This window comes from Yoonia sp. JB2-21, from assembly GCF_055693545.1.
The window spans coordinates 1,041,945-1,067,997 of the sequence record NZ_JBVFUC010000001.1 but is presented as its reverse complement, the minus strand read 5'-3'; the positions used below and the strand labels follow the sequence as shown (position 1 = coordinate 1,067,997).

General features: G+C 54.7%; 20 protein-coding genes, 1 tRNA gene and 3 pseudogenes. 15 read left to right on the top strand and 9 right to left on the bottom strand.

Features of this window, described 5'->3' with window-relative positions; all coding sequences use genetic code 11:
- Positions 1–9: 9 nt before the first annotated feature.
- A complete protein-coding gene (gene bhcB, locus ACZ1G5_RS05330; protein ID WP_472731860.1) occupies positions 10–996 on the bottom strand; it encodes a beta-hydroxyaspartate dehydratase BhcB in 987 nt (328 codons plus the stop codon).
- Positions 996–2,186 (bottom strand): L-aspartate--glyoxylate aminotransferase BhcA, encoded by a 1,191-nt coding sequence (gene bhcA / locus ACZ1G5_RS05325; RefSeq protein WP_472731859.1) that lies wholly within the window; start codon positions 2,184–2,186, stop codon positions 996–998. The genes bhcB and bhcA overlap by 1 nt, the downstream gene beginning before the upstream one ends.
- A gap of 165 nt (positions 2,187–2,351) precedes the next feature.
- Between bhcA and bhcR the strand changes: the two genes are divergently transcribed.
- Positions 2,352–3,179: an HTH-type transcriptional regulator BhcR gene (gene bhcR, locus ACZ1G5_RS05320; RefSeq protein WP_472731858.1), complete on the top strand. Its 828-nt coding sequence runs from the start codon at positions 2,352–2,354 to the stop codon at positions 3,177–3,179.
- On the opposite strand, the gene ACZ1G5_RS05315 is transcribed toward bhcR, so the two are convergent.
- Positions 3,176–3,469 (bottom strand): hypothetical protein, encoded by a 294-nt coding sequence (locus ACZ1G5_RS05315; RefSeq protein WP_472731857.1) that lies wholly within the window; start codon positions 3,467–3,469, stop codon positions 3,176–3,178. The genes bhcR and ACZ1G5_RS05315 overlap by 4 nt on opposite strands.
- Before the next feature lie 159 nt (positions 3,470–3,628).
- Between ACZ1G5_RS05315 and ACZ1G5_RS05310 the strand changes: the two genes are divergently transcribed.
- The 3 genes from ACZ1G5_RS05310 to ACZ1G5_RS05300 are packed head-to-tail and all read left to right on the top strand — an operon-like array spanning position 3,629 to position 7,594.
- Positions 3,629–4,789 (top strand): acyl-CoA dehydrogenase family protein, encoded by a 1,161-nt coding sequence (locus ACZ1G5_RS05310; protein WP_472731856.1) that lies wholly within the window; start codon positions 3,629–3,631, stop codon positions 4,787–4,789.
- Positions 4,789–6,816, top strand: coding sequence for an acetate--CoA ligase family protein (locus ACZ1G5_RS05305; RefSeq protein WP_472731855.1), 2,028 nt, complete (start codon positions 4,789–4,791; stop codon positions 6,814–6,816). Before ACZ1G5_RS05310 ends, ACZ1G5_RS05305 begins: the two co-directional genes overlap by 1 nt.
- A complete protein-coding gene (locus ACZ1G5_RS05300) occupies positions 6,809–7,594 on the top strand; it encodes a carnitinyl-CoA dehydratase (protein WP_472731854.1) in 786 nt (261 codons plus the stop codon). The genes ACZ1G5_RS05305 and ACZ1G5_RS05300 overlap by 8 nt, the downstream gene beginning before the upstream one ends.
- Before the next feature lie 2 nt (positions 7,595–7,596).
- On the opposite strand, the gene ACZ1G5_RS05295 is transcribed toward ACZ1G5_RS05300, so the two are convergent.
- Positions 7,597–9,231, bottom strand: coding sequence for an ABC transporter permease (locus ACZ1G5_RS05295; protein WP_472731853.1), 1,635 nt, complete (start codon positions 9,229–9,231; stop codon positions 7,597–7,599).
- A gap of 194 nt (positions 9,232–9,425) precedes the next feature.
- Here ACZ1G5_RS05295 and ACZ1G5_RS05290 point away from each other — a divergent pair, with 194 nt between their 5' ends.
- From ACZ1G5_RS05290 to ACZ1G5_RS05265, 6 genes and pseudogenes are all read left to right on the top strand, one after another.
- On the top strand, positions 9,426–10,145 hold the full coding sequence (locus ACZ1G5_RS05290; protein ID WP_472731852.1) for a DsbA family protein: 720 nt from the start codon (positions 9,426–9,428) through the stop codon (positions 10,143–10,145).
- Positions 10,146–10,214: 69 nt separating this feature from the next.
- Positions 10,215–12,671: a heavy metal translocating P-type ATPase gene (locus ACZ1G5_RS05285; RefSeq protein WP_472731851.1), complete on the top strand. Its 2,457-nt coding sequence runs from the start codon at positions 10,215–10,217 to the stop codon at positions 12,669–12,671.
- A pseudogene (gene cueR, locus ACZ1G5_RS05280) lies at positions 12,668–13,055 on the top strand (Cu(I)-responsive transcriptional regulator). The gene ACZ1G5_RS05285 and the pseudogene cueR overlap by 4 nt, the downstream one beginning before the upstream one ends.
- Before the next feature lie 75 nt (positions 13,056–13,130).
- Positions 13,131–13,411 (top strand): annotated as a pseudogene (locus tag ACZ1G5_RS05275) (transposase).
- Complete coding sequence (locus tag ACZ1G5_RS05270; protein ID WP_472731850.1) at positions 13,408–14,262, top strand: IS3 family transposase; 855 nt, start codon at positions 13,408–13,410, stop codon at positions 14,260–14,262. Before ACZ1G5_RS05275 ends, ACZ1G5_RS05270 begins: the two are co-directional and overlap by 4 nt.
- Positions 14,263–14,336: 74 nt before the next feature.
- Positions 14,337–14,963, top strand: a complete 627-nt coding sequence (locus ACZ1G5_RS05265) for a hypothetical protein (RefSeq protein ID WP_472731849.1) — start codon at positions 14,337–14,339, stop codon at positions 14,961–14,963.
- 1,014 nt (positions 14,964–15,977) lie between these two features.
- Here the strand turns inward: ACZ1G5_RS05265 and ACZ1G5_RS05260 are convergent.
- The 5 genes from ACZ1G5_RS05260 to ACZ1G5_RS05240 all read right to left on the bottom strand — a co-directional run bounded on the left by ACZ1G5_RS05260 (position 15,978) and on the right by ACZ1G5_RS05240 (position 20,472).
- Positions 15,978–16,052: transfer RNA gene (locus tag ACZ1G5_RS05260), tRNA-Gln, on the bottom strand.
- Between the two features lie 65 nt (positions 16,053–16,117).
- Positions 16,118–17,404, bottom strand: coding sequence for a mechanosensitive ion channel domain-containing protein (locus tag ACZ1G5_RS05255; protein ID WP_472731848.1), 1,287 nt, complete (start codon positions 17,402–17,404; stop codon positions 16,118–16,120).
- A gap of 50 nt (positions 17,405–17,454) precedes the next feature.
- Positions 17,455–18,288, bottom strand: a complete 834-nt coding sequence (gene kdsA / locus ACZ1G5_RS05250; RefSeq protein ID WP_472731847.1) for a 3-deoxy-8-phosphooctulonate synthase — start codon at positions 18,286–18,288, stop codon at positions 17,455–17,457.
- Positions 18,288–19,835 (bottom strand): KpsE/RkpR family capsule polysaccharide export protein, encoded by a 1,548-nt coding sequence (locus ACZ1G5_RS05245; protein WP_472731846.1) that lies wholly within the window; start codon positions 19,833–19,835, stop codon positions 18,288–18,290. Before ACZ1G5_RS05245 ends, kdsA begins: the two co-directional genes overlap by 1 nt.
- Positions 19,813–20,472, bottom strand: a complete 660-nt coding sequence (locus ACZ1G5_RS05240; protein WP_472734277.1) for an ABC transporter ATP-binding protein — start codon at positions 20,470–20,472, stop codon at positions 19,813–19,815. The genes ACZ1G5_RS05245 and ACZ1G5_RS05240 overlap by 23 nt, the downstream gene beginning before the upstream one ends.
- 137 nt (positions 20,473–20,609) lie before the next feature.
- On the opposite strand from ACZ1G5_RS05240, the pseudogene ACZ1G5_RS05235 reads away from it, so the two are divergent.
- The 5 genes and pseudogenes from ACZ1G5_RS05235 to ACZ1G5_RS05215 form a co-directional block, all read left to right on the top strand.
- Positions 20,610–20,879 (top strand): annotated as a pseudogene (locus ACZ1G5_RS05235) (uracil-DNA glycosylase family protein); the annotation flags it as partial.
- 460 nt (positions 20,880–21,339) lie between these two features.
- A complete protein-coding gene (locus ACZ1G5_RS05230) occupies positions 21,340–21,807 on the top strand; it encodes a hypothetical protein (RefSeq protein WP_472731845.1) in 468 nt (155 codons plus the stop codon).
- A 511-nt stretch (positions 21,808–22,318) separates the two neighbouring features.
- On the top strand, positions 22,319–23,023 hold the full coding sequence (locus ACZ1G5_RS05225) for a helix-turn-helix transcriptional regulator (RefSeq protein WP_472731844.1): 705 nt from the start codon (positions 22,319–22,321) through the stop codon (positions 23,021–23,023).
- Positions 23,024–23,272: 249 nt separating this feature from the next.
- Positions 23,273–24,592: a nucleotide sugar dehydrogenase gene (locus ACZ1G5_RS05220; RefSeq protein WP_472731843.1), complete on the top strand. Its 1,320-nt coding sequence runs from the start codon at positions 23,273–23,275 to the stop codon at positions 24,590–24,592.
- Positions 24,589–26,052, top strand: a complete 1,464-nt coding sequence (locus ACZ1G5_RS05215; RefSeq protein ID WP_472731842.1) for a glycosyltransferase — start codon at positions 24,589–24,591, stop codon at positions 26,050–26,052. The genes ACZ1G5_RS05220 and ACZ1G5_RS05215 overlap by 4 nt, the downstream gene beginning before the upstream one ends.
- The last annotated feature ends 1 nt before the right edge of the window (position 26,053 follow it).

Genomic DNA, 26,053 nt, shown 5'->3' with positions numbered 1-26,053 from the left:
TCTTCTCCCTTAACCTTGCATCCAAGGTAGTTTGTCGAGATCTACGTTGCCGCCGGTGACAATGACACCAACGCGTTTGCCTTTGAAAAAGTCTTTGTTCTTGATGATGACCGCCAGCGGCACGGCGCAGCTGGGTTCCATCACGATCTTCATGCGTTGCCATGTCAGCTTCATCGCATCGATGATTTCTTGCTCGGTCGCTGTGAAAATCTCGGACACATGGTTGCTGACAAAATGCCATGTCAGGTCTTTCAGCGGCACTTTTAGACCATCGGCTACAGTGACAGGCGCATCATCTGCGATGATATGACCCGCTTTGAAGCTGCGATAGGCATCATCGGCCTGCTCGGGTTCGGCGGCGATAATCTGCACGTCTGGGGCGATGTTGGACAAAGTCAGACAAGTGCCTGAAATCATCCCGCCGCCGCCAATGGGTGCCACCACCATATCAAGGTCGCCCCCGTGTTCTTCTTGCATCTGTTCCATCAGTTCTTTGCTGCAAGTGCCCTGACCCGCGACAACCCGTGGGTCATTATAAGGATGTACGAAGTCCCCCCCTGTTTCAGCCTGCACACCAGCAAAGACTGCTTCACGGGACGTTGTTGAGGGTTCGCATTCTGTGATGATCCCGCCATACCCTTTTACCGCATCTTTCTTCGCTTGCGGCGCAGTGCGCGGCATCACGACATTGCAGGGAATGCCCCTGCGGCCTGCTGCATAAGACAGCGATAGAGCGTGGTTTCCTGACGAATGTGTGCAGACACCGTTCTTTGCGGCTTCGTCTGACAATCCAAATACGGCATTTGAGGCGCCGCGGACCTTAAAAGCACCGGCCTTCTGAAAATTTTCACACTTAAAGAACAGTTCGGCTCCGGTGAGGTTGTTCAGATACTCCGATGTCAGAACCGGGGTTTTGTGAATGTATGGTTTGATCCGGACATGCGCATCGCAGACGTCCTGATAGGTGGGGATATACATGTCGCTGTGATCTTTCATTACGCTGCATCCTTCAGGCTGACGCCAGTCGTACCGCGGTAGTATTCTTGCGCTGCTGCAACGCCTGAGCCAAGTTTGATATCAAGCCCAAGGTCAACCATGCACATTTCGGCTGTTGCGATACCCGACAGCGCCATCACATCTGTCATGCTGCCCAAGTGACCGATACGGAACACTTTGCCAGCGACTTCGCCAAGACCAACACCAAAAGCCACGCCGTATTTATCGGCCGCATGGGTCACGATGTCGGTCGCGTTGAAACCTTCGGGCGTTTTGATCGCACTGACGGTGTCAGAGTAGACATCCGGGGATGCTGCGCACAGTTCCAACCCCCATGCGCCAACCGCAGCACGCACACCCGATGCGATCCGATTGTGGCGGGTAAAGACGTTGTCGAGCCCTTCTTTGAGAAGCGTCTCTGTTGCCAGCAGCAGGCCGTTCATCAGGCCAACTGCGGGCGTGTATGGATAGGCATTCGCAGCATAACCTTTGGTCATGTCAGTGATATCAAAGAATGTGCGCGACAATTGCGCCGTCTTGCTGGCATCCAACGCCTTTTGGCTGAAGCCAACAATCGCAAGGCCAGCAGGCAGCATAAAGCCCTTCTGCGATCCCGTGACGGCAACATCAACGCCCCATTCATCAAAACGAAAATCCATCGAACCGATCGAGCTGACGCCATCGACAAACAGCATGGCTGGGTGATTGGCTGCGTCCAATGCCGCACGGACGGCAGCGATATCAGATTTCACGCCAGTGGCCGTTTCATTGTGCGTTGCCAGTACAACTTTGATCTTGTGTTCGGTGTCGGCCATCAGGATTTCGGCATATTGACCAGCGGGCAGACCGTGGCCCCACGGCGTTTCGACAATTTTGACGTTGAGTTCATGCCGCAGGCACATGTCGATCCAACGGTGGCTGAACATACCGTTACGTGCCGCGAGTACTGTATCACCGGCCGACAGCGTGTTCGTCAGCGCCGTTTCCCAGCCACCTGTTCCTGTAGAGGGAAAGATAAAAATCTCGGCTGTTTCAGATTTCAGGATTTCCTGAACGCCAGCCCGAGCCGGATGCAGGATTTGCCCAAACAATGGCGACCGATGGTCGATTGTTGGCATGTCGCAGGCCTTGCGAATAGCCTCGGGCATATTCGTCGGGCCGGGAATAAATACTGGGTTCTGAAAACTCATCTTCCAATCCTCCATTGGGTTGAGCCTGTTTTGTCAGACGACCCAGCGTAAGCCAATTTTTTTGAAATTATTTTTCAAAACGAAATTCACGGAAATTTTTGTTTATTGTCATGCAGTTATTTTTTTCATAAAGTGAAATGAATTTTCAAAAGCGAAAATAATGATATGGAAAACGACATCAAAAGAGGGCGCGGCCGTCCAAAAGCGTGGGACGATAAAGGCACGCAGAATACCATCAAGTCGCTGGATCGCGCGCTTGAAGTGCTTGTTCAACTGGGCGAGATGCAGGGCGCAACCTTATCCGAGGTGGCGGGTGCTTTGGGCCAATCGCCCGCTACTGTCTATCGGGTCCTGACGACATTTCAGGGTCATGGTTTTGCTGATTTTGATGATCAAAGCCAAAAGTGGAATATTGGCCCGGGGGCCTTTATCACCGGATCGCATTTTCTGCGCCGTACGTCGCTTGTTGAACGCGCCCGTCCCATTATGCGTGAGTTGATGGAGGCCACAGGTGAGACAGCAAACCTTGGCATTGAGCGGGACGGTAAGGTTTTGTTTCTTGGTCAGGTGGAAACGCATGCAACGATCCGGGCGTTCTTTCCGCCCGGAACAGCGTCGGCGATGCATTCCTCTGGTATTGGCAAAGCGCTGCTGTGCCGCATGGATGATCGCCGCCAACGACAGGTGCTGGCGGCTGGGCAGTTGGAGCAGTTCACGCCGCACACTCTGACGGATCCAGAAGCAATGATCGCAGATTTGCACGCAGCAAAAGCACGCGGCTACGCGATTGACGCAGAAGAGCGCAATATCGGCATGCGTTGCATCGCGGCCCCGGTGTTCAACGTGTTTGGTGAAGCCGTTGCAGGAATTTCTGTGTCTGGACCAACGTCACGGATTACCGAAGAGCGGATCGCGCTGCTTGCGCAGCCGGTGATGGACGCCGCCGCGCAGTTGACAAGGGCGATTGGCGGGAATTTGCGGCCCGCCGGTTAGCGGCGTGAAGGACGGATCGCGCTGTCTTGATAGTTGGGATCGTCACGATAGGGATGGTCCGTGAGCGGTGCATTTTCGACCGTTTCGTCATCAAAGATGGGCGTCGACGCCCGTGGTCCGGTCAATTTCGCCCACAGCCTACGCGCAATGAACTGGGCGATCACCACCAGCGCCATGAAGGCTGCAAATGCCGTCAGGATGGATTCCGTGCTCAGCATGATACAGGCGTCGTCAGCACCAAAAACAATGGCTTCGAGGATACTGACAGTCTCAGAACAATTGCCAAACATGCTGGCCTCTTTGGTTGATGTCGCGCCAGCTTAGCATTTGCTTTGAAAACGGCAAATTTTTGGCATGGTATAGATTTCTTCGACACTCCCACAATTCTGCATGACTTTTTGAAAGCTGCTTCGTAGGGTTTCGGGCGCAATACCCGAACGAGGCCCACCATGCAGCTTGGCTTGACCGAAGAACAGCAAATGATCGTCGACACCGTGCGGTCCTTTGTTGAGCATGAGATTTATCCGCATGAAGACCTGGTCGAGCGCACGGGCGAGGTCCCGCAGGAGATCGCGGATGAAATCAAGCGCAAGACGATTGATTTAGGTTTCTATGCTTGCAATTTCCCGCAGGAAGTTGGGGCGGCGGGTCTGTCTCACGTCGATTTTGCACTGGTTGAGCGCGAGTTGGGTCGTGGGTCGATGGCACTCAATCATTTCTTTGGTCGTCCCCAGAACATCCTGATGGCCTGTGAGGGCGACCAAAAAGAACGCTATCTGATGCCTGCCGTGCGCGGTGAACGGATGGATGCGCTGGCCATGACGGAACCGGACGCGGGTTCGGATGTGCGCGGCATGAAATGCAGTGCCGTGCGCGATGGGGGCGATTGGGTGATCAATGGCTCCAAACACTTCATTTCTGGCGCGGATCACGCTGATTTCTTCATTGTCTTTGTGGCGACCGGCGTTGATGAAACCCCGCGCGGCCCCAAGAAGCGGATCACCACATTCCTTGTGGATCGCGGCACGCCGGGGTTTGAGGTGCGGGATGGCTATGCCTCGGTCAGTCACCGTGGCTACAAGAACTGCATCCTTGATTTCGACAATTGCCGCCTGCCAGACGCCCAAGTGCTGGGCGAGGTTGATGGCGGTTTTGCCGTCATGAACGAATGGCTTTATGCGACACGGATTACCGTGGCGACCATGTCAGTGGGCCGGGCGCGCCGCTGTTTCGACTACGCCCTCAGCTATGCCGCCGAACGCGAACAGTTTGGCCAGCCGATTGGCAAATTTCAGGGTGTCAGTTTTCAGATCGCCGATATGATTACTGAGATTGATGCAGCCGATATGCTGACACTTTCGGCTGCGTGGCGGTTGGACCAAGGGCTGTCGGCCAATCGCGAAATCGCTTCGGCAAAAGTCTATGCAACCGAGATGTTGGCCCGCGTCACTGACGCCACCTTGCAAATCTATGGCGGCATGGGGCTGATGAGTGATTTCCCAATTGAACGGTTCTGGCGCGACGCCCGTGTTGAACGCATTTGGGACGGGACCTCTGAAATTCAGCGCCACATCATCAGCCGCGAGTTGCTGCGCCCCTTGGGGGCCTGATGGACAGGCTGGCTCGGCTTTTCAATCCGGGGTCGATTGCTGTGATCGGCGGTGGCGCGTGGGGAAGCGACGTGATCCGCCAGTGCCAGAAGATCGGCTTCGCAGGCGATATTTGGGTTGTGCATCCGACGAAGGATGATGTTGCGGGGCAGACCCCGTATCGCTCTATCGTCGATCTTCCCACAGCACCCGACGCGGTGTTCGTCGGTGTGAACCGCCATGCCACCATAGATGCCGTTCGCACCCTTTCTGGGATTGGTGCCGGGGGCGCGATCTGCTTTGCCTCGGGTTTCCGCGAGGCGGTGCATGAGGTGTCTGACGGTGATGCGTTGCAAGCGGCCTTGCTTGCGGCAGCGGGCGACATGCCGATTATTGGGCCGAACTGCTATGGCTTTCTGAACTACCTTGATGGCGTCGCCCTTTGGCCCGATCAGCATGGCGGTTTGCTGACGGACAGCGGTGTGGCGATCATCGCGCAATCCTCGAACGTCGCGATCAATCTGACCATGCAGGCGCGCGGCCTGCCATTGGCCTATGTTGTCACCGTGGGCAATCAGGCGCAGACCGGGCTGTCCGAGATTGGCAAGACGCTGTTAGCCAATCCCAAGGTGACGGCACTGGGCCTCTATATCGAGGGGATTGATGATCTGGGCGCGCTGGTTGATCTGGCGAAGGTGGCGCGCGACTTGGGCAAGCCCATTGTTGCACTGAAAACCGGCCAATCCGAACAGGCCCAACAGGCCGCGATTTCGCATACAGCCTCGCTTGCGGGCAGTGATGCCGGGGCCAGCGCCCTGTTTGATCGCTTGGGGATCGGGCGGGTTTCATCCCTGTCAGCCTTCCTTGAAACGCTCAAGTTGTTGCATGTTGTGGGGCCGTTAAAGACGGCCAACATTGCGTCTATGTCCTGCTCTGGCGGAGAAGCAAGCCTGATTGGTGACATGGCGCATGGCAGTGCGGTTACCTTTCCGCCGTTGTCTGTAAAGCAAAAAACCATCCTGCGCGAAGTGCTTGGGCCTATCGTGACGCTGTCGAACCCGCTGGATTACCACACATTCATCTGGGGTAACGAAGAAGCGATGACCGCAACCTTTGCTGCAATGATGTCAGACGCCGTGGCGCTGGGTGTCGTCATCCTGGATTTCCCGCGACCTGATCGCTGCACATCGCCTGATTGGCAATTAGTGCTGAACGCCGTGACAAAGGCGCAAGAGCAGAGGGGACGACCGATTGCCGTTCTCAGTTCACTGGTCGAGACGATGCCAGAGGAGGTTGCGCAAAGGCTGGTAGCGCAGGGTGTCTTGCCGCTTTGCGGGGCGGTCGAGGCGATTGAAGCAATCGGGGTTGCCGCGCGCGTTGGGCATGGCTCTTGCGATGTCTTTGTGATGCCGCAGATCGCCGCACCTGCGGTCTTGTCTGAGGCGGAGGCAAAGCAGGCTTTGGCGGTACATGGGCTAGTTGTCCCGCAATCATCGCGGGTGCTTGACAAGGCGGGGCTGGCGGCAGCGGCGGAGCAACTGAGCTATCCTGTTGTGCTGAAAGGCGAAGGGGTCGCCCATAAGACCGAAGTTGGCGCAGTAGTTGTTGGGATTACCGATGAAGCCGCATTGCTATCTGCCGCCGATGCAATGCCCGCCACCCGGTTTCTGGTGGAACAGATGGTGACTGAGGCGACCTTAGAACTACTGATCGGTGTCGTGCTGGACCCCGCACATGGCTATGTTCTGACAATCGCGGCAGGCGGCATATTGACCGAGATCATGTCTGATAGCGTCAATATGGTCTTGCCCGTGCAAAAGGATGATCTGCGCGAGGCACTTGGGCGATTGCGTATTGCGCCGATGCTGAACGGCTATCGGGGTGCCCCACCCGTGGATCAGAACGCCATCATTGACGCGGTGCTTGCCGTGCAATCCTATGTCATGGCGGAAATGCCTTTTGAAATCGAAATCAACCCGCTGATGTGTGGCCCGAGCTGGGCTGTTGCCGCGGATGCCCTTATCACGACAGGAGAACGCCATGACTGACGGCCCCATCAAAACCAAACGCGACGGCCATATTCTGGAGGTCACGCTGGACCGGCCCAAGGCCAATGCGATTGATTTGGCGACCAGCCGGATTATGGGCGACGTTTTTGCCGGTTTCCGTGATGACCCGGAACTGCGGGTCGCGATTGTGACCGGGGCCGGTGAAAAGTTCTTTTGCCCCGGGTGGGACCTCAAGGCCGCTGCCGAAGGTGATGCGGTGGATGGCGATTATGGTGTAGGGGGCTTTGGCGGCCTGCAAGAACTGCCGCGTCTGAACAAGCCAGTGATCATGGCAATCAACGGCATTTGCTGTGGTGGCGGGCTGGAATTGGCGCTTTCAGGGGATATTTTGTTGGCGGCGGAACATGCAACATTTGCCTTGCCGGAAATCCGGTCGGGGACTGTGGCCGATGCGGCGTCAGTGAAACTCCCCAAGCGCATCCCGTATCACATCGCGATGGAAATGTTGCTGACAGGACGTTGGGTGGATGCGGAGGAAGCCGCGCGCTGGGGGATGATCAACCGCGTCGTCCCAGCAGATCAATTGATGGATGAGGCGCGCGAGATGGCGGCGCTGATCGCGTCCGGGCCACCATTGGTCTACGCCGCACTTAAAGAGGTCGTACGCGAGGCCGAGGATATGAAGTTTCAGGACGCGATGAATCGCATTACGAAAAGCCAGTTTGCGACTGTCGAAACGCTATATAACTCAGAAGACCAACTAGAAGGTGCCCGGGCCTTTGCCGAAAAGCGTGACCCGGTTTGGAAAGGGAAATGACCCTAAGCGCGCCCTGACCCAATCCTGCGGCAAAGCAGGATCACCGGGATCAATCCGATTGCGACGATGACAAGGCTTGGTACTGCCGCGCCCTCTAGCCGTTCGTCGGACGCGAGCCGATGTGCCTGTACCGCGAGTGTATCATAGTTGAACGGGCGCATGATCAGTGTTGCTGGCAACTCCTTCATCACGTCAACAAAGACGATCAAACCTGCAGTCAGAAGGCTGGTTCGCAGCAATGGCATATGCACGCGGCGGACCAGTCCGGGCATGTCCTGACCCAATGTGCGCGCCGCTGCGTCCATATTGGGTCCGACAGTTGCGATACCCCCTTCGTATGCGCCGAGCGCTGCGGCAAGAAACCGGATCAAATAGGCCGAGATGAGCAGCCATATGGATCCTGTGAACAGCAATCCTGTCGACACATCAAAGGTCGCCCGCATCCAACCGTCCAAGGCGTTGTCAAAGGCGGCAAATGGCACCAACAGGCCCACAGCAATAACGCCGCCGGGAACCGCATAGCCAATCCGCGCAAGATAGAGCGATGTTCCCGTCAGCCGGTTTGCACCGACACGGTGCAAAGTACCTAAAACCAAAGCCGCTAAAACCGTTAGCCCGGCTGCGATGCCTGCAAGCATCAATGAATTGCGCATAAAGCCCAAATAGCGGGGGCTCAGCAAATCCTGTTCTGAGCCAATGGCCATTACGCTTAGCGCAAGCACCGGAAGAACCACGCCCAGAGTGATTGGGATAAGGCAGAAAATGGCGGCGCTAGTCTGTTGCCCCTTGCTTAACTGAAGGCGCTGCATCGGTGCATTGCGCCGCCCATTGGCGTATTTCGCTCCACCTCTGCTGGCGCGCTCCAGCATCGCCAGAAGAAGGGCGAAGCTAAGCAATCCAAGCGCCAATTGTGCGGCCGCGGCCCGGTCAGCCATCGTAAACCAGCTTGTGTAGATACCAACGGCAAAGGTTTGCACGCCAAAGTAAGCGACGGTGCCAAAATCGGCGATCGTCTCCATTGCGACCAGCATGACACCAGATGCGATCGCCGGTCGCGCCATTGGCATCGACACATGCATGAAGGCCTTGAAGGGGGACCGCCCAAGAACACGTGCAGCCAGAAAAGTGCTGGCGCCCTGCGCGGCAAAAGCAGCCCGCGCCAAAAGGTATACATAAGGATAAAGGACCAGCGTCAGCATGAGAACTGCACCGCCCAAAGACCGGATTTCGGGAAACCAATAGTCGCGGGGACCCCATCCGGTCATGTCCCGCAGCAGGGTTTGCACAATCCCGGGGTGGTCAAGAATATGCGTATAGCCATAGGCAAGCACATAGGCCGGGAAGGCCAATGGCAGGGCTAACGCAATTTCCATCCAGCGGCGCCCGGGGAAATCCGTCATCGTCACAAGCCACGCCGCGCAGGTCCCGATGACGGCACTCCCGATCATTACCAAGGTCACGAGAACAATTGTGGTCAAGGTATATCGAACCAATACGGTGTCCGCCAAATGAGACAGCGTGTCGAAAGATCCTGAAGTCGCAGCGGCGACCACCCCAAGATAGGGGATGACGCAGAGGGCGGTCACGATAGCGGCGATGCCAACAAAGCCGCCATTCAGCAGCGCGCTACGTGTCATTTTGGGGGCCGCGACCTGTTTCATGGCTTGCAAGTAATCTGAACGGCGGGTGAGGGGCAAGTTGGGTTTGGGAGAGATGCGGCTTTATCCCGCATCATAAGGGCACCCGGTTACGCAGATGTGTCTGGTGAAAGTCGGCGTGAAATGTTTGTATATCAGCGAACTGACCACGCCTCTTAATACATGGACATAACATGCGCATTTTCATGGCCGCCCTTGCAATCGCGACACTGCCGTTTGGTGCCGCTGCCCAAGAGCTTACAGAAGAGCAGATCAAGCAATTGGCACTTGATGCTATTCTGGAGAATCCACAGATCATCATGGAAGCCATTGCGATCGTCGAACAGCAGCGCAATCAAGAACAGGCCGTTGCGCAAGCAGAGGTTCTGCAACAGCAGCGCACCTTTCTCGAGAATGACCCCAACGCGCCAGTCATGGGCAATGCTGACGGTGATGCCGTTATTGTTGAGTTCTTTGACTACAATTGCCCCTATTGCAAACGTGCTGCTGCTGATGTGAAGGCGCTTTTAGCAGCGGATGACGAAGTACGCGTCGTCTATCGCGAATGGCCAATTCTGGGCGAAGGATCGGTCTTTGCTGCGCGCGCGGCTCTCGCGGCGCGTGCGCAGGGCAAGTATGAGGAAATGCACTGGGCTTTGATGGAAATGCGCGGCCGCGCGCAGGAAGCGTCCGTTATGGCAGCGGCGCGGTCCATCGGGCTCGACGTGGATCAACTTGCACAAGACATGCAAAGTGAAGAAGTGACTGCACATATTGAAACCTCGCGTGGATTGGCGCAAAGCCTTGGCTTTACCGGTACACCCGCGTTCGTTATTGGCAACGCGCTTGTACCCGGGGCAGTTCCCCTCGCTGATCTGCAGGGCTATCTTGAAACAACGCGACGTGGCGATTAAAGATAGCCCCTTGACCTTCCAGTAAGTGGAAGGCCCATATGGTGGTCCAACGCAGATTTGGATCACCCTATGGCAACGCATGATATCAAACTACAACTGACCGGCTTGTCCTGTGGGTCTTGCGTTCGCAGGGCGCAGCTTGCGCTTGAAAGCATTGCAGGCGTGCGCGACGCTTCCGTCAATCTAGCCAGTGAAACGGCTTCCGTGCATTTCGACGATGCGGCAACCATCGCCCAGATTGCCGATGCATTGCAGGGTGCTGGCTATCCTGCGCAAGAAGAGCAGGCCGTTTTGCAGATTACGAATATGGCGTGCGGGTCTTGTGTCGGACGGGTGGAGCATGCTTTGGCGGACCACCCCGGCGTCGTGGACGTCACGGTGAATTTGGCCACCCAGACAGCCGCTGTGACCTATCTTGTGAAAGCGACAACGCCTGCTGAACTCGCATCTGCGGCGACTGTCGCAGGATATCCCGCCGCCCTTCGGCAAAGTGATGATGCGTCATCAAACCATAAAGATGAGGAAGCAGCGCGTCTCAAACGTGATTTGACGATTGCTGCCATCCTGACCGCACCCGTCTTTATCGTCGAAATGGGCGGCCATTTTGTGCCCGGCGTCCATGCCATCGTGCATCAGACAATCGGCATGCAAACCAGCTGGTTCTTACAGTTTCTGCTGGTCACGGCTGTCTTGTGCTGGCCGGGCCGGGGCTTCTTTACCAAGGGTCTTCCTGCCTTGCTCAAGGGCACCCCTGATATGAATGCTTTGGTGGCCTTGGGGACCGGGGCCGCTTGGGGGTTTTCGACGATTGCGACCTTTTGGCCAGCTTTGCTGCCGCAAGGCACGCGGGCCGTCTATTTTGAAGCCGCCGCAGTTATTGTCACGCTCATTCTTTTGGGCCGCTTTCTTGAAGCGCGCGCAAAGGGCAGAACCGGGCAGGCGATACGCAAGCTGATTGGATTGCAACCCCAAACCGCGACAGTCCTCAAAGACGGCAAGGCGGCGACAAGACCAATTGCGCAGATCAGTGTTGGTGACGTTGTCCGGGTACACCCCGGCGAGCAGATTGCGCTGGATGGCGAAGTCACAGATGGCCGGTCATATGTCGACGAAAGCATGATCAGCGGTGAACCCGTACCCGTGGAAAAGCAGGCAGGGGCAGCTGTCATCGGCGGCACTGTGAACGGGGCAGGCAGCCTGACTTTCAATGTGACCAAGACAGGCGATGCGACCGCGCTGGCACAGATTATCCGCATGGTAGAAGATGCGCAGGGTGCCAAGTTGCCCATTCAGGACCTCGTGAACAAAATCACGATGTGGTTTGTTCCCGTCGTGATCTTAACGGCGGTCATCACTGTGATCGCATGGCTTGCCTTTGGTCCCGAACCGGCCCTGAGTTATGCTTTGGTGGCCGGTGTTGCCGTCCTGATCGTGGCCTGCCCGTGTGCGATGGGGCTGGCGACGCCCACATCCATCATGGTCGGCACCGGACGGGCCGCGGAATTGGGCGTGCTGTTTCGAAAGGGCGATGCGCTGCAATCATTGCAAAATGTGCGTGTTGTTGCATTTGACAAAACCGGGACATTGACGGTCGGGCGTCCAGAACTGACAGTGCTGAGCGTTGTCGCCGATTTTGACGAAGATCGCCTGTTGCAAATGATTGGAAGCGTCGAGGCGCTGTCGGAACATCCAATTGCAGGTGCCATCAAGCGCGCCGCACAACACCGGGGCTTGGCCTTGCAAGACGTCCAAGAGTTTCGATCTGAAACAGGCTTTGGCGTGGTCGGCACGGTAGAGGGGCGCAGAATCACCATAGGTGCCAGTCGGTTCATGACGCATGAGAGGATCGCGACGGATATATTGGCCGCCGAGGCGGTAGAACTTGCGCAACAAGGGCAAACGCCGCTCTATGCTGCTGTGGACGGACGATTGGCTTGCCTGATTGGGGTATCCGACCCGGTCAAACCTGAAGCTGGCGGGGCAGTGAGGGCGCTGCGGGAAATGGGATTGCAGGTTGCAATGGTCACCGGCGACGGCGCTGTGACGGCCAACGCGATTGCCGCCAAATTGGGCATTGACCACGTTGTGGCCGAAGTATTGCCAAACGGTAAAGTCGCCGCTGTGCAAAAATTCCAAGCGGGCGGTGAGCAAATCGCCTTTGTTGGTGATGGTATCAATGACGCGCCCGCACTGGCCGCTGCCGATGTGGGGATCGCGATTGGGACGGGGACAGACATCGCAATCGAAAGCGCAGACGTCGTGCTGATGTCGGGCGATATCCTTGGCGTGCTCAATGCGTTCGAGATCAGCAAGCGCGCCATGCAAAACATCCGGCAAAACCTGTTCTGGGCATTTGCCTACAATACGGCCCTCATCCCAGTGGCTGCGGGCGTTCTGTATATCTTCGGGGGTTCGCTGCTGTCGCCGATGATCGCGGCTGGGGCGATGGCCTTGTCGAGTATCTTTGTCTTGTCAAATGCGCTGCGGCTACGGTGGATCGCGCCTGCGTCAATGGAGGTTTCATGAACATCGGAGATGCATCTGCGGCGACGGGCCTGCCGGCCAAGACAATCCGCTATTACGAAGATATTGCCCTTGTGAAACCAAAGCGAGATCTCGAATGGTTATCGCGTGTTTCAGAATGACGATGTGCACAAGCTCACCTTTCTCAGCCGCGCCCGAGCGCTCGGTTTCACGATAGAGGATTGTCGTAACCTTCTTGCTTTATGGGAAGATACCGATCGTGCGAGCGCTGACGTGCGTAAGATAGCAAAAGAGCACCTGAGCCATATCGAAAGAAAGATCGCAGACCTGAAGAACATGCACGAAACGCTGTCCTTATTGGTGCGTGACTGCGCCGGTGACAACCGACCAAACTGCCCCATACTCAACAGTTTGGGGCAAGTCTAAGACCTGACAGAGTTGAGGTGCCCCTAGATTTGTAGACGCTTTGCTTGGTAATTTTGGAACTAAGGAGAGACGGATATGAACAAGGGCATTCGGTTTACGGATGAGTTTAAGCAGGACGCGGTAGCGCAGGTTGTTGAGCGTGGATATGCGGTCAGCGAAGTGGCTGAGCGCTGGGGATTAGCACCAAGTCGCTGTACACTTGGAAGGCCCAGTTTGCGAAGTCACCACGTGTTAGATCGGAGGTCGGGGAACAGGCCGCAGAGATCAAACGATTGAAGCGCGAGCTGGCCCGGGTTACCGAGGAGCGGACAATCTTAAAGAAGGCGACCGCGTACTTCGCGCGCGAGTCTCAGTGAAGTACGCGTTCATAGAGGCTCACCGTTCAGAGTTTTCTGTGCGGTCGATGTGTCGCGTGCTGGCTGTGCATTTCAGTGGCTTCTACGCATGGGTTAAAGAACCGTTAAGCCAGCGTGCGCTTGAAGATGCGCGTCAGACAGAACTGATCCAGCAAGCTTGGGCTGACAGCGGCAAGGTCTACGGCTACCGCAAACTGCACGATGATCTTTTGGATCAAGGTGAGACCTGCTCAGAGAACCGTGTTGCACGTTTGACCAGCTTAGCAGGCATCTCGGCGCAGATCGGTTACAAACGCCGCCCTGGTCGATATGGTGGCAAGCCTGCTGTGGTTGCAGACAACACACTGGATCGACAATTTGAGGTGGATGCACCTGACACCGTCTGGGTGACCGACATTACCTACATCAGAACCCACGAAGGTTGGTCGTATCTGTCTGTCGTCATCGATCTGTTCTCGAGGCGCGTGGTCGGATGGTCGATGCAATCACGCATGACAACCGACCTCGCTTTGCAAGCCCTGCTGAGCGCCGTGTGGCGGCGCAAACCGAAGACCAAAGTCATGGTCCACTCCGATCAAGGCTCCCAGTTCACAAGCACAGAGTGGCAATCGTTCCTTGGCAAACATAATCTGGATGCCAGCATGAGCAGACGTGGGAATTGTCATGACAACGCCGTGGCAGAAAGCTTCTTCCAGCTCTTGAAACGAGAACGGATCAGGCGGCGGACGTACCTGACGCGCAATGCTGCAAGGCAGGATGTGTTCGATTACATTGAGATGTTCTACAACCCAACACGCAAACACACGAACAACGGCATGCTGTCGCCTGTTGACTATGAAATGAAACAGTAGAAAATGAAACAAGCAGGCGTCTAGGAAACTAGGGGCACCTCAACCTAAGCACGTCGGTAGCAGATCTCGCTTCTATGTCGGATGAACAATTGGCGGCAGAAATATCAAGCAAACCAAGTCCTCTCCGCAGAGTCCGAACGAATGCTGGTCCGACGATGATGCCGCTCTGGGAAACCTCAGACGAACCACTAGGAGGGCTGTCATGCAAGGCGCTTGAAGATCGTGCCGCGCAAATCGTTGAAGATCATCGCTTTAGGGCACGCCTCGCTGACATATTCGGTAAGTCTCGCCGGGTGTATCCTGAGCCGACACACGTCGAAGAGAAGCTCTATTCTGGTTTTTCGAGCTCTAGCGATATCACCCTTTGCAACAGATTTCACGCTGCATCCTGGGATGAACGAGCAAAAATAGCACGTAGTTTTGAAGACGACAGGCTAAGAGAGCTGGCGCAGCGCATAATCTACAATGAACGCCGATCTTCTCTACCATCCGAGATAACTCAAGAGACGGATATCGATCTCGCAAACCGCCTCATGTCTCTAAACGCCAAGCCGCCATCTGTGGAGCAGGCTTTGAAAGAGGTTGCGGACAAACGTGCTTCGTCAACAGATGACGCTAATGCCATCTCGCTTTTGGACGGGTACGCAACTTACCTATCTAAACGCCGATCAAAGATCATGCAGTTTCTCGCGGCGCAATAAAGGTCCGCTTTGGTGCGTTTGGTTGATTGCAGGGCTCCCGCAGCGAACTCCCGCTTCCCGCCCGCAGGTGCCGAATCCAAGACGGACCGGATACTCTTGTGCAGGGACAGTTTTTGTAAACGAACAAGCAAGCCAGTTCCGTAAACAAAAGGCCCTAAAATCCTTCAAATCTGACGGAAGTTCCATTCTTGCCCGACAAAAGTGCCAAGTCTCGCTGGATAAGTGCCAACTCTCGCCGGATGTCACAACAGATGTGGCGTCCGGCGAAAATCGGAGTCTGATCATTTTTTAACATACTGATAAAATAACATATTTTGCGGGCCAGTCATCTAGAGTCGAAGTTTTGTCCGGGTAAGACCTGACTCTCAGGTAAAAAAGGCAAAGAAAAAGCCGCAGGAAGCGGCGGAAAACTCTCATAGTCTGCTGTTGGTGGCGCGTTAGCCGAGCAGAAACCGCGACAGATCCAGGTTGACTATGCAGCACGCTGACGGCGATGCAAGCGTGGCGATTCGAGTGTCTTTTGTTTTGACCCTTTCGCTTTGGTCTTGACTCAATCACCAGGCTTCGTACCTGCGGAGCGCTATACCTAAAACGATTACCTTACCAAGGTAACGAAGCGCCAAGATCGTTTCGACTAGTCCAAAGCGGTAAGTCATCCCGATCGCAGTATCAAACTAACGTTGAAACCTAGCCAAATGACCGGATTTGCAAGCTTATGCTCCAAACCTGCGTTCTTATGGTCCAACGACAACAAGCAGCCGTCTTAGTGAGATCTGGTGCTTTTGAGCCGCCGAACAACTGTTGAAAAGTCAGCTGCTCTGCCAACTGAGTCACGACTTTCATAACTTGCTTGTCCGAGCGCGTTTCAGGAACTCGTGCAAAGGCGGCTAAAAACTCTCGATACTCTCCAAACCCAAACTTCTTTTGCAAAGATGCGTTCTTACCCGACGAAAGTGGGATCTCTAGCCGGACAAGTGGGGATTCATGCCGGACGACACAACAACAGAGAAAAGCTGGCTGGGATGGTAGGATTCGAACCTACGGTACACTGTACCAAAAACAGTTGCCTTACCACTTGGCTACATCCCAGCAGCGAGGGGCTAGATACTGCGAAGGCGGGGTCGGTTCAAGCCCCGTTTTGCAAAGAAATGCCGCTATTCTTTCAGACTGTCTTCGCGCAGAAGGTCTTCAGAGATTTCTTCTTCACGTTCAGCGTCCACGATGCGGTCCAAAGCGGCGTCCTCACTGGCGTCAACAGTTTCGACTTGGGTGCTTTCGAGTGGCTCTGTAGGCGCCAGTTTTGCGTCACGGGTCAGGTGTATGGCCTGTGTTGCGTCGGGGATCGTGATGCCAGCGGCCTGAATGGCCAGCTTTACTTGGCGCAGCGCTTCGCCCTTGCCACGCACAATGGACGTCGCATTCTGATCGACCCATCCGGTGACCACCAATTCCACACCGGCAGGATGCAATGTTTCGATCCACGTCTGCGCTGCAGGTTCGCCAAGAACAAAGGGCAGACCTTGCACCGTCTTTTCGGCCATTGCGCGCGTCTCGTGCAGATCTGCGTCGCGTTCGACTAGGATAGAAAACATAAACCGACGTTCTGCGTTTTGGCTATAGTTGATGATCCTGCTCTTGAAGACGGTCGCGTTGGGGATGCGGATATGATTGCCATCGAAAGACAAAAGAATTGTGGCGCGGCTTGTCAGGCGGATGACCTTGCCGATGTCACCGTTGATCTCAACCGTGTCATTTGGCCGAAACGGTTGGCGGAACGACAGCATCACAGAGGCGATGAAGTTTTCGACTGTGTCGCGGACCGCAAACCCCAAGGCCAGACCGATGATACCAGCCGCACCCAGGATCGTGCTGAGCAGCGCCGTGGCATTCAGGATATCAAGCGCTATCACGATGCCGAAAACGACAAATGCCAGACGCAACAGTTGGCGATAAATTTCAGCAATGAAGGTGTTTGGCGCGAGCCTTTCCCAAGGTTGGCGCAAACGTGCGATGGCGAAACCCACAAAGACGACCAACGCAAAAGCGGCGGCGGCAATCAGTGCCAACGGAAGGAACACCACAAACTGATCAATACGCGATCGAAATCGTTCAATGGCTGGGTTGAGCCGTTCAGCAATGTCGGTTGTTTCGGTGACTTGATTGCGGACAGCGACGACGCCTTGGATACGTCCGGCAAGTGGATCAAGTGCGATAGCATCAATCGCCGATGTCGTGGTGCCGCGCAAAGTGACAACACCTTCGTTCACGGTGACTGTCACATCGCCGTAGTTACCCAATTCATTGAGGATTTCGCGCATACGTTCCGCAATATCGGCATCTTGTTGGGCCGAGTTCACGGTGGTGATGGGGCCATCGGCACTTTGCGCGAAAGACGGTGTCGCGAGGGTCAGAAACAGGGCAAAGACAACAAGAAAGCGCATTATATCAATCCGTCTGGCAATGCCGCTTCATAGCAGGGAAAATGCGCCTGTCACACCCGCAACGGATCAGCCTTTGCCAAGGCATCAAAGGCCATCAGACTTTTTATCACGGCGTCCATCTGGTCTAGCGGGATCATATTTGGTCCGTCCGATGGCGCGCTGTCCGGGTCCTGATGCGTCTCGATAAATACCGCAGCAATGCCCAAAGACACGGCCGCGCGTGCCATGACCGGCGCAAACTCTCGTTGGCCACCCGATGACCCACCCATGCCGCCGGGTTGTTGTACTGAGTGCGTGGCATCCATAACGACCGGATAGCCAGTACGCGCCATCGTCGGCAGTGACCGCATGTCAGCGACGAGGGTGTTATATCCAAAAGACGCCCCGCGTTCCGTCAGCATGATGCGCTTGTTCCCAGTGCTTTCGACCTTTGCCACAACATTTTTCATATCCCAAGGGGCAAGGAACTGGCCCTTTTTGATGTTGATGACGGCACCTGTTTCACCCGCTGCCAACAGCAGATCCGTTTGGCGGCATAAGAAGGCCGGAATTTGCATGACGTCACAGACACCAGCGACCGTAGTGCATTGATCAGGGCTGTGAATATCCGTCAGCACAGGGCACCCGATGGTGTCTTTGACCGACTGCATGACCTTCAACCCTTCGTCCATGCCAAGACCGCGTACTCCATCTACCGAGGTACGATTGGCCTTGTCATAGGAGCCCTTGAAAACAAACTGAGCGCCATGCGCTGCGCAAACCTCGGCCATCTTGCCAGCAATCATTTGGGCGTGGTCAAGGCTTTCCAACTGGCAAGGTCCCGCGATGACCAAAAGTGGGAGGTCATTACTGACAGTCAGCGCGCCAATTTCAACTTTTTGCATCAAGAGCTTACCTGTTCGCGAAGGATCGAAGCCGTGATCGAAATCATCAGATAAACACCCGAGAGGATCAAAAACGCCAGGATCGTGTTTTCAAAAGCACGCGGATAGGTTGCCTGATCAGGCACAATTGGTCGCACGCTTTGCGACAGGTAACGGACTTGACGGTTGGCTTCAATCCGCGCTGTCTCCATTTGGGTCAGGGCCTGTTGGACCATCGCAGTTTGGAAAGTGTAGTTTTCCTCGGCGGTGCGCAATTCAGTATTGCGCGCAGCGAGTGAATCGTCATCCCCACTGACGCCGGTCAATTCGGACCGCATCGCAACAATTGCTTCATCAATAATGTTGATCTGGTCGCGCAACGACTGCACTTGCACCTCGCTGGGGCGGTCTACGTTCAGACGTGACTGTAAGACAAGCTCAAGTCGTTGTTTTTCGCTTTCCAGAGAATTGATCTGGCTCATGCGTGCCGACGTTTCACTTGACGAGTCGATCTGTTCAAAGTTCTGCTGAATGGCAAGCCACGTGGCCAACGCGTCCGCGCGCCGTTGCTCGGCTTCTTCATAGCTTTGACGCGCGCCGCGCATCTGATCTTCGCGCAACCGGCTTGTCAGTTGATCAACTTGTTCTTCTGCGTAACCGATCAAAGCCTCAGAAAATTCATAGCTGCGTTGCGGGTTGGCGGCGATCACTTCCATGCGGATCAACCCCTCGGTCGGGTCGTAACTGATCTTGACGTGATCAGTATAGAGGCGAAACGCTTCCTCATTTGTGGCGTTCTCTTCGAGGCGCTGAATAGGGTCGATCGACGGGTCGCTGAAGTGTTCCTTGAACTGAAAATCGGCATCAAGACGCAACATCGCTTCGCGAGAGGCGAGGTAGGATTGCACCGCGATACTATCTTGCTGCGTGGCCATCGACGTACCCTGGAACAACGTCGCAAGACCCTGTGGCCCGCCGCCTTGCGGCTGCGCCTGCTGGATCACGATTTCCGAGTTGGTCGCGTACATCGGTGTCGCGATGTTGTAGAAATACCAGCCAATCAGAAACGTTGGCAGAAAGATGAACACCGACAGCCGGGTGAACAGCAGGGCCAACTTACGCTTGCGCCGGCTTGCGATATCGCGCTGGATTTGGCGAATTTCAGATGCGTTGCGGTTCAGGACGTCCTGGTTGTTGGTTGTCGGTAGCGAAATGCCATCTTCATCGGTGGTATCCGGCAACAGAATGCGGCCGCGCTTACCGGGCAATTTGGCGCTATCAGGCTTGACCAGCTCAAGAACGGAACTGCGTTGAAACGGGTCAATCCCAGCAGCGCGCAACTGGCGCACGGCGTCATAGTCCGAAGAGGCCTCGAACCCGTTCTTCAGCGCGACACGCCGGGCCATGCGCAGCTGACGACCGGTCAACCCTTCTTTGCTGATGGCCGCGATCTGTTCTGCGTGTGACGGCTCCTTTGATTCCGCGACCGGTTCGACCTCAGCCGACGTCACCTCACCGTCTTGTCTCCGCCGAATGCGGAACTTTTTAACCTTGGGTTTGGTAGTCATAAAGCACTCTCGCCTCTTCCAAGGTGTCAAACATATGCAGTTGCCCGTTTTTGAGCACTGCCGCCGACTTCACCAGTCTTTCTAGCACACCGGGTTGGTGTGATACGATAATCACGGTCGCTTTCTCCAGCCGCTCTCGCAGAATTTCGCCTGCTTTGCGATTGAATTCAACGTCTGTTGATCCGGGCATGCCTTCGTCGATCAGGTACATGTCAAAATCAAGGGCGAGCAACAGCGCAAATGAGAAGCGCGCACGCATGCCGGACGAATAGGTGCCAACCGGCATATCAAAGTACTCTTCCAGACCACATAGCCACCGGCAGAATGCCTCAACATAGTCAGGATCAAGGCCGTAAAGCCGCGCAATAAACCGGCAATTTTCCATCGCGGACAGAGCACTTTCCATCCCGCCCATGAACCCAAGGGGAAACGATACACGGCAGGTGCGTCTGATCGTCCCTTCATCGGGCTTTTCCAAGCCTGACATCATGTTGATCAATGTGGTCTTCCCAGTGCCGTTCGGGGCAAGGATACCAAGAGAATTGCCCAACTCCACGCGGAAAGACGCGCGATCAAGGATGACCTTGCGCTGCGTTCCTGTCCAAAACGATTTGCTGACTTCCGCAAACTCTAGCATTTTGATCCCGTTGACCGCCGCTCGGCATGGTCTCTGATACATAACAGCATTAGGTTAACATGCTTATTCCGGTTTCCATACCGCGACATTGCGGCATGAATACAGCGACAGTCGTGTGATCAAAGAGTTTGAATGAATTGGATATTCCAGAAGAGATTTCTCTGTGTCGCCTGTGTGCAGAGCGATTTGCCGCAACGGCAACCCGACATCAACCGCGTCCGGTTGTGTGGTTCGACAAAAGGCCTCGTATCCTGATCGCCAGTTAGGCACCCGGCTCGCGGGTCCAGCAAAGCGGCTGCCCATTTAGCGACCGGTCAGATGATCGGTTGCGTGAGTGGCTGCATATTACTTCACGAACATTCTATGGCTGGTCCCACATTGCAATCGTGCCGATGGCATTTTGTTATCTTCTGTTGAGATGGGTTTATGCATCCAGGCTCAGCACTTGTACTGGTACAAGAGGTCTTACATGGCGTTGGCCAGATGCGCGCAGACGTCAAATATCGCAACTTTTCTGGCCAATGCGGGATCCGTAAGCGACCCCACTGTTAGATAGATGTTCTCTGCAAAGGACGGCGGAAAGCCAACCATCCGCTACGATCGGCGCTAAGGGTTTTCCGCCGAACTTTACTGCTGTCGGATGCATGAAGTCGAGCGGCGTCAAAGCGGGTCGAGTTTTGTTATGCCACAAGAAACTGGTAGTTAGAAAGACATAATATGAGCACAACGGGAGCCCATGAAATGAAAAATAATCTTTGGAGAGTGCCGCCTCGTCCCGTTGGATATGTGTATCGAAAAGAGGTCCAATATAACCAAAGTAACGTCGTTCATTACTATACGGCTGACGGGTTGGAGTACTAGCCGGACGTGCAATACGAGACAGTATTAACCAGCGATCCATCCATTTCTTTGTCAACTCACAATGCGTTCGCTCTTGATCATGCCCATAGCTACCTTCTAGTTCGCTTTGATGGAATCCAAGTTGTCGTAACCGGGCCAAATGGCACCCCTTTCAAGCTTGATCTTCATGATCGAAACGACACCGGTGTCCAAAACTGGCGAATTAACGAAATTCTGCAACCGCTCGAAGTCCCGGACTTCGAGTCGTATCCTTGGGCAGACATGGCCGCCGTGCTGCCCAAAATTAAGATACAAAGCCTAGAGAGATTTGAAGATCGTGCGCAGCAAGAACGCTTCATGTCAGTCACCGAAACTCTATTGTTTTGCGTCAACGGCGTTTGGTGTTCTCTTTTAAAGGGAGAACGGCAAAGAGGTCAGGTTGTTTGGGGCGACACCTTGACCAAAGCTCTGAGAAGCGGTGATTTGATTAAATAATCTGTAAGGTCGAAAGCGGCCGTTCATCGGCAGCGCAGCATTGTTGAATCTGCGCTCTTTGCAGTCATCTGACGATTTTAGTCAGGGACAATCGCTTGATATTCGATGGCAAAGTCGGCTCTTGGCGCTGCGCTCCAGCGACGTACCCAACGAATAATACTTCCTTCTATTCCAAGGACGAGATCGCACCATCAAACGGAGAGGTCAAACGCCAAGAAATTACAGTTTTTTCAAAAACGGGTTAATTTATACCCAACTGAGCAAGACTTAGGCATGAATCTGCCGTAACGGGTAAACTCTTGTATTCATACCGTTTCTATTTTGTCATGTTAGACAGGTCATCAATAATTGTTGACGAGGAAGTAGAGTTGGTCATGCCATATTCAAGAGGGTGTAAGTCACGGTAAATGGGGCCAATGGGCACCGAATTTACAAATTCATACTATTATTTCATTTGCGCCTTGATCGGGGAGGAGAAGAGCGCAGCAATAACTAGGAGCCCTAGTCCTTTATGGAACTGCGCAAACCCCCCGAAATTGGTGCGTCTGGCACTAAGACGCTGAAGAAAAGATCAACCTCATCGCGAAACCTGGTGCTGATCGCTGACCGTAATCCAGTCTTGTCAGAGGTTTTAGCGGGTCACCTCAACAACCAACCGTCACTAGAATGCCGCTATGTCGATCAGACTGCTAACTTGCCTGCAGCGGTGACAGAGTTTGCACCCGACATCTTGATTGTTGATCCGGCACACCTTGATCTGTCAGCGCAAAACGACCTATCGGATTTTAGCCGCAATATGCGAATGGCGCATGCAGATACCCGATTGGTTGGCTACAGCTTTACTGTGAATCTGTCGATGTTGCGCGCTGTGATGGAGTCGGGGTTTCGGGGTTGCGTTTCAAAGAACGCCACACTGAATCAGCTAGAAGTCGCGATCGAGGCCGTGCTGGATGATGGTGTCTACTTTGACAAAGACTTTGGTTCGCAGTTGCGGCCTATGCTGGCTGACCAGCCATCAGAGGAAATTCTCAGCGATCGTGAAAAAGAGATTGTCATCAGTTTCGCACGTGGATTGAGCGCCAAACAGATTGCCTATGATCTGGGTATTAGCAGCAAAACCGTCGACACCTATAAAGCCCGTGCTAGCCAGAAACTGGGCCTCAATGACCGCTCTCAATTGGTTGACTACGTCCTTGAGCAAGGTTGGCTCGGCTAACCCGCGCCGATGCGCGAGAGGCCGTCCCTGCATCTGCTGAAGTGGCTATCTTTTTTGAAGATTGCTGCGCTGCAGCATGGTAAGCGTAACGGATATATTTTTTATGTATTATTATTCAATGCTTTATGGATAGTTAAAATTTCCCTCACTCTGTAGGGTTTTTCCTGACTAACCAAAATTGCTGCAGCACAGCATCGTCTACAGCGAAGGCGACTCAAAAGCGGTCGTCGGTTTTCAGGGGCGATATTAATGGCACGCATTAGCATTTTTGGGATTGGGTATGTGGGGGTCGTTGCGGCCGCGTGTTTGGCCAAGGATGGTCATGACGTGATTGCTGTGGATGTCGATGCTGGCAAGATTGATGCGATCAATAATGGCAAGTCGCCAATCGTCGAAAATGGTTTGGATGAATTGGTCGCGAGCGTTGTAGCATCGGGTCGTTTGACCGCCACCGACGACGTTGACCACGCGATTACCAACACCGATGCTTCTTTTGTTTGTGTCGGCACGCCAAGCGCGCCTGACGGGTCCGTTGGTCTGAAATATGTGGAAGCCGTTTGCCAAACGATTGGTGCGGCTTTGGCGAAAAAAGACAGTTTTCATTCTGTCATCATCCGCTCGACTATCGTGCCTGGCAGTAGCGAAGCCACCTGTGTGCCCGTCTTGGAGGCTGCGTCAGGTAAGGTCGCAGGGCAGGGTTTCGGGATGGGCTACTATCCTGAGTTTCTGCGCGAAAGCACAGCGATCGAGGATTACTACGATCCCGGCCTGATCGTTTTTGGTGCAATGGATGATCCGACCCGCGCGATCCTGACGGAACTGAACACTGACCTGAACTGTAAGATCCATACTGTCGATGTGCGTACTGCTGAGATGGTGAAATATACCTCAAACACATGGCGAGCGGTGAAGGTCACTTTTGCCAATGAGATTGGCAATATCGCCAAATCTTGCGGGTTAGACGGTCAGACGGTGATGGAAATCCTGTGCTCTGATCTGAAGGTCAACATGTCCCCCTATTTCATGCGCCCGGGTTTTGCTTTTGGCGGCTCTTGTTTGCCCAAGGATGTGCGTGCGTTGCGGCATCTAGCGCAGGTGAATGATACACCTGCGCCCCTGTTGAACGCAGTGCTTGATGCCAATGAAGCGCAGATTGTGAAGGCGCAGACTTTGGTCGTGCGTTCAAATGCCAAGAAGGTTGGGTTTGTAGGCATCAGCTTTAAGCCTGGAACGGATGATATGCGTGAAAGCCCGTTGGCGGAACTTGCGGCACGGCTGATCAAATCTGGCGTCGCGGTCGAGGTCTATGACCCATTCGTACAAGAGGCCTATGCCAACGATAACTCGACTGCTGGGCGCGGCAATGATGTAGTGCCGGATCTAAAGGATCGGTTGGTGCCGGATTTGTCGGCGTTGATTAGCGGATCTGATGCGATTGTTGTTGGGAACTTTTACAAAGATGCCGTCGGCCCGTTGGGTGCCGCTTCCAAATCCAAACCAATGGTCGATCTGACACGCATCAACCGTGATCTGGTGAGCGGCGATGGTTACGAGGGCATCTGCTGGTGATTGCGCATCTGGCATATCTGTCGGTGATCGTCTTGCTGGCCTCCATGGTGCCTGCCGCGCTCTTGGGTGAAGCGCGCGAGGCCTTGTTGGTCATAGGTATGCTCGGCGCGTGGCGGTACAGTTGGGCAATCATCAACTTTACGCGCGCGATCATCTTTCGGCTAATCGCCTATCCTCGCCGCAAGGCAAGTGCCTTCGCCACCTACGCGGCACAGCGTCACCGGGCGCATGCTTTTTTTCTGACCACATCTTACAAGATCGATGCCGATGTCACGATACCCGTCTATCGCAGTATCTTTCTGGCAGCGGCCAGATCAGAGAATGGAGCGACGATTGTGGCATCCGTTGTGGATGGTGCCGATGAGCGGCTTATCCGTCAGCTCTATGCAACGATGCCTATGGATATGGCGTCTGTGGAACTAATCATTGATCGCATCCCCGGAACAGGGAAGCGCGATGCTTTGGCCAAGGCGCTGAACCTCATTGCGCGGGCCTGCCCGACACCGCATGACATCGTGATTTTCGTGGATGGCGATAGCTGTGTGCCTGCGGATATCGTGGCGCAGACAGCACCTATTTTCACCGATCCCAAGGTCGGTGCGCTGACGACGGACGAAGAGGTTGAGATCCCCAAGCCGGGGTTGTTTCGTGACTGGTTTGAGCTGCGCTTTGACCAGCGGCAGGTGATGATGTGTTCAATGGGGCTGAGCAATCGCGTGCTGACGCTGACGGGCCGGATGTCGGTATTTCGCGGGAACCTTGCGACCGATAGCGATTTTATTGATGCGGTGCAGAACGACTACATTGATCACTGGCGTCTGGGTCGGGTGAACTTCCTGACAGGTGATGACAAATCCACCTGGTACTGGCTGATGAAAAACGGGTATGAGCTGGCCTATCTGCCGGATGTTGCCAGCAGCTCTATGGAGACGCAGCCAAAGCCCACATTTTTCGCAAGTGCCTCTGTTTTGATGGTGCGTTGGTTTGGAAATATGCTGCGCACAAACGGCCGTGCGCTGGAATTGCCAATTTCGCGGATCGGTTTTTTTACGTGGTGGTCCATCCTTGATCAACGCCTGTCGATCTGGACAACGCTGGCCGGCCCGCTTTGCGCGATTGTTGCGGCGATCTTCTTCAATCCTCTTGTGATCCCCGGCTACATCGCCTGGGTCATGCTGACCCGATATATTTTCTGTACGGTTATCTGCCTGTTTCGGGGCCGTAGCTTTCCCATCGTCTACACCGGCCTGCTGTACTTCGGCCAACTCTACGGCGCGATGGTCAAAAGCTATGTGCTGTTTCGATTGGACCGTCAAAAATGGACACGGCAGGGTGGCAGCGGCTCTGTGCAGGGTGTTTCACTCGGTCGCCGCGTGATTGGCGCAAGCTCTTCTTACCTTCACATACTGACCTTGGGATGGCTGATGATCGGCGTCCTATACCTGACCGGCGTAGTCTAAT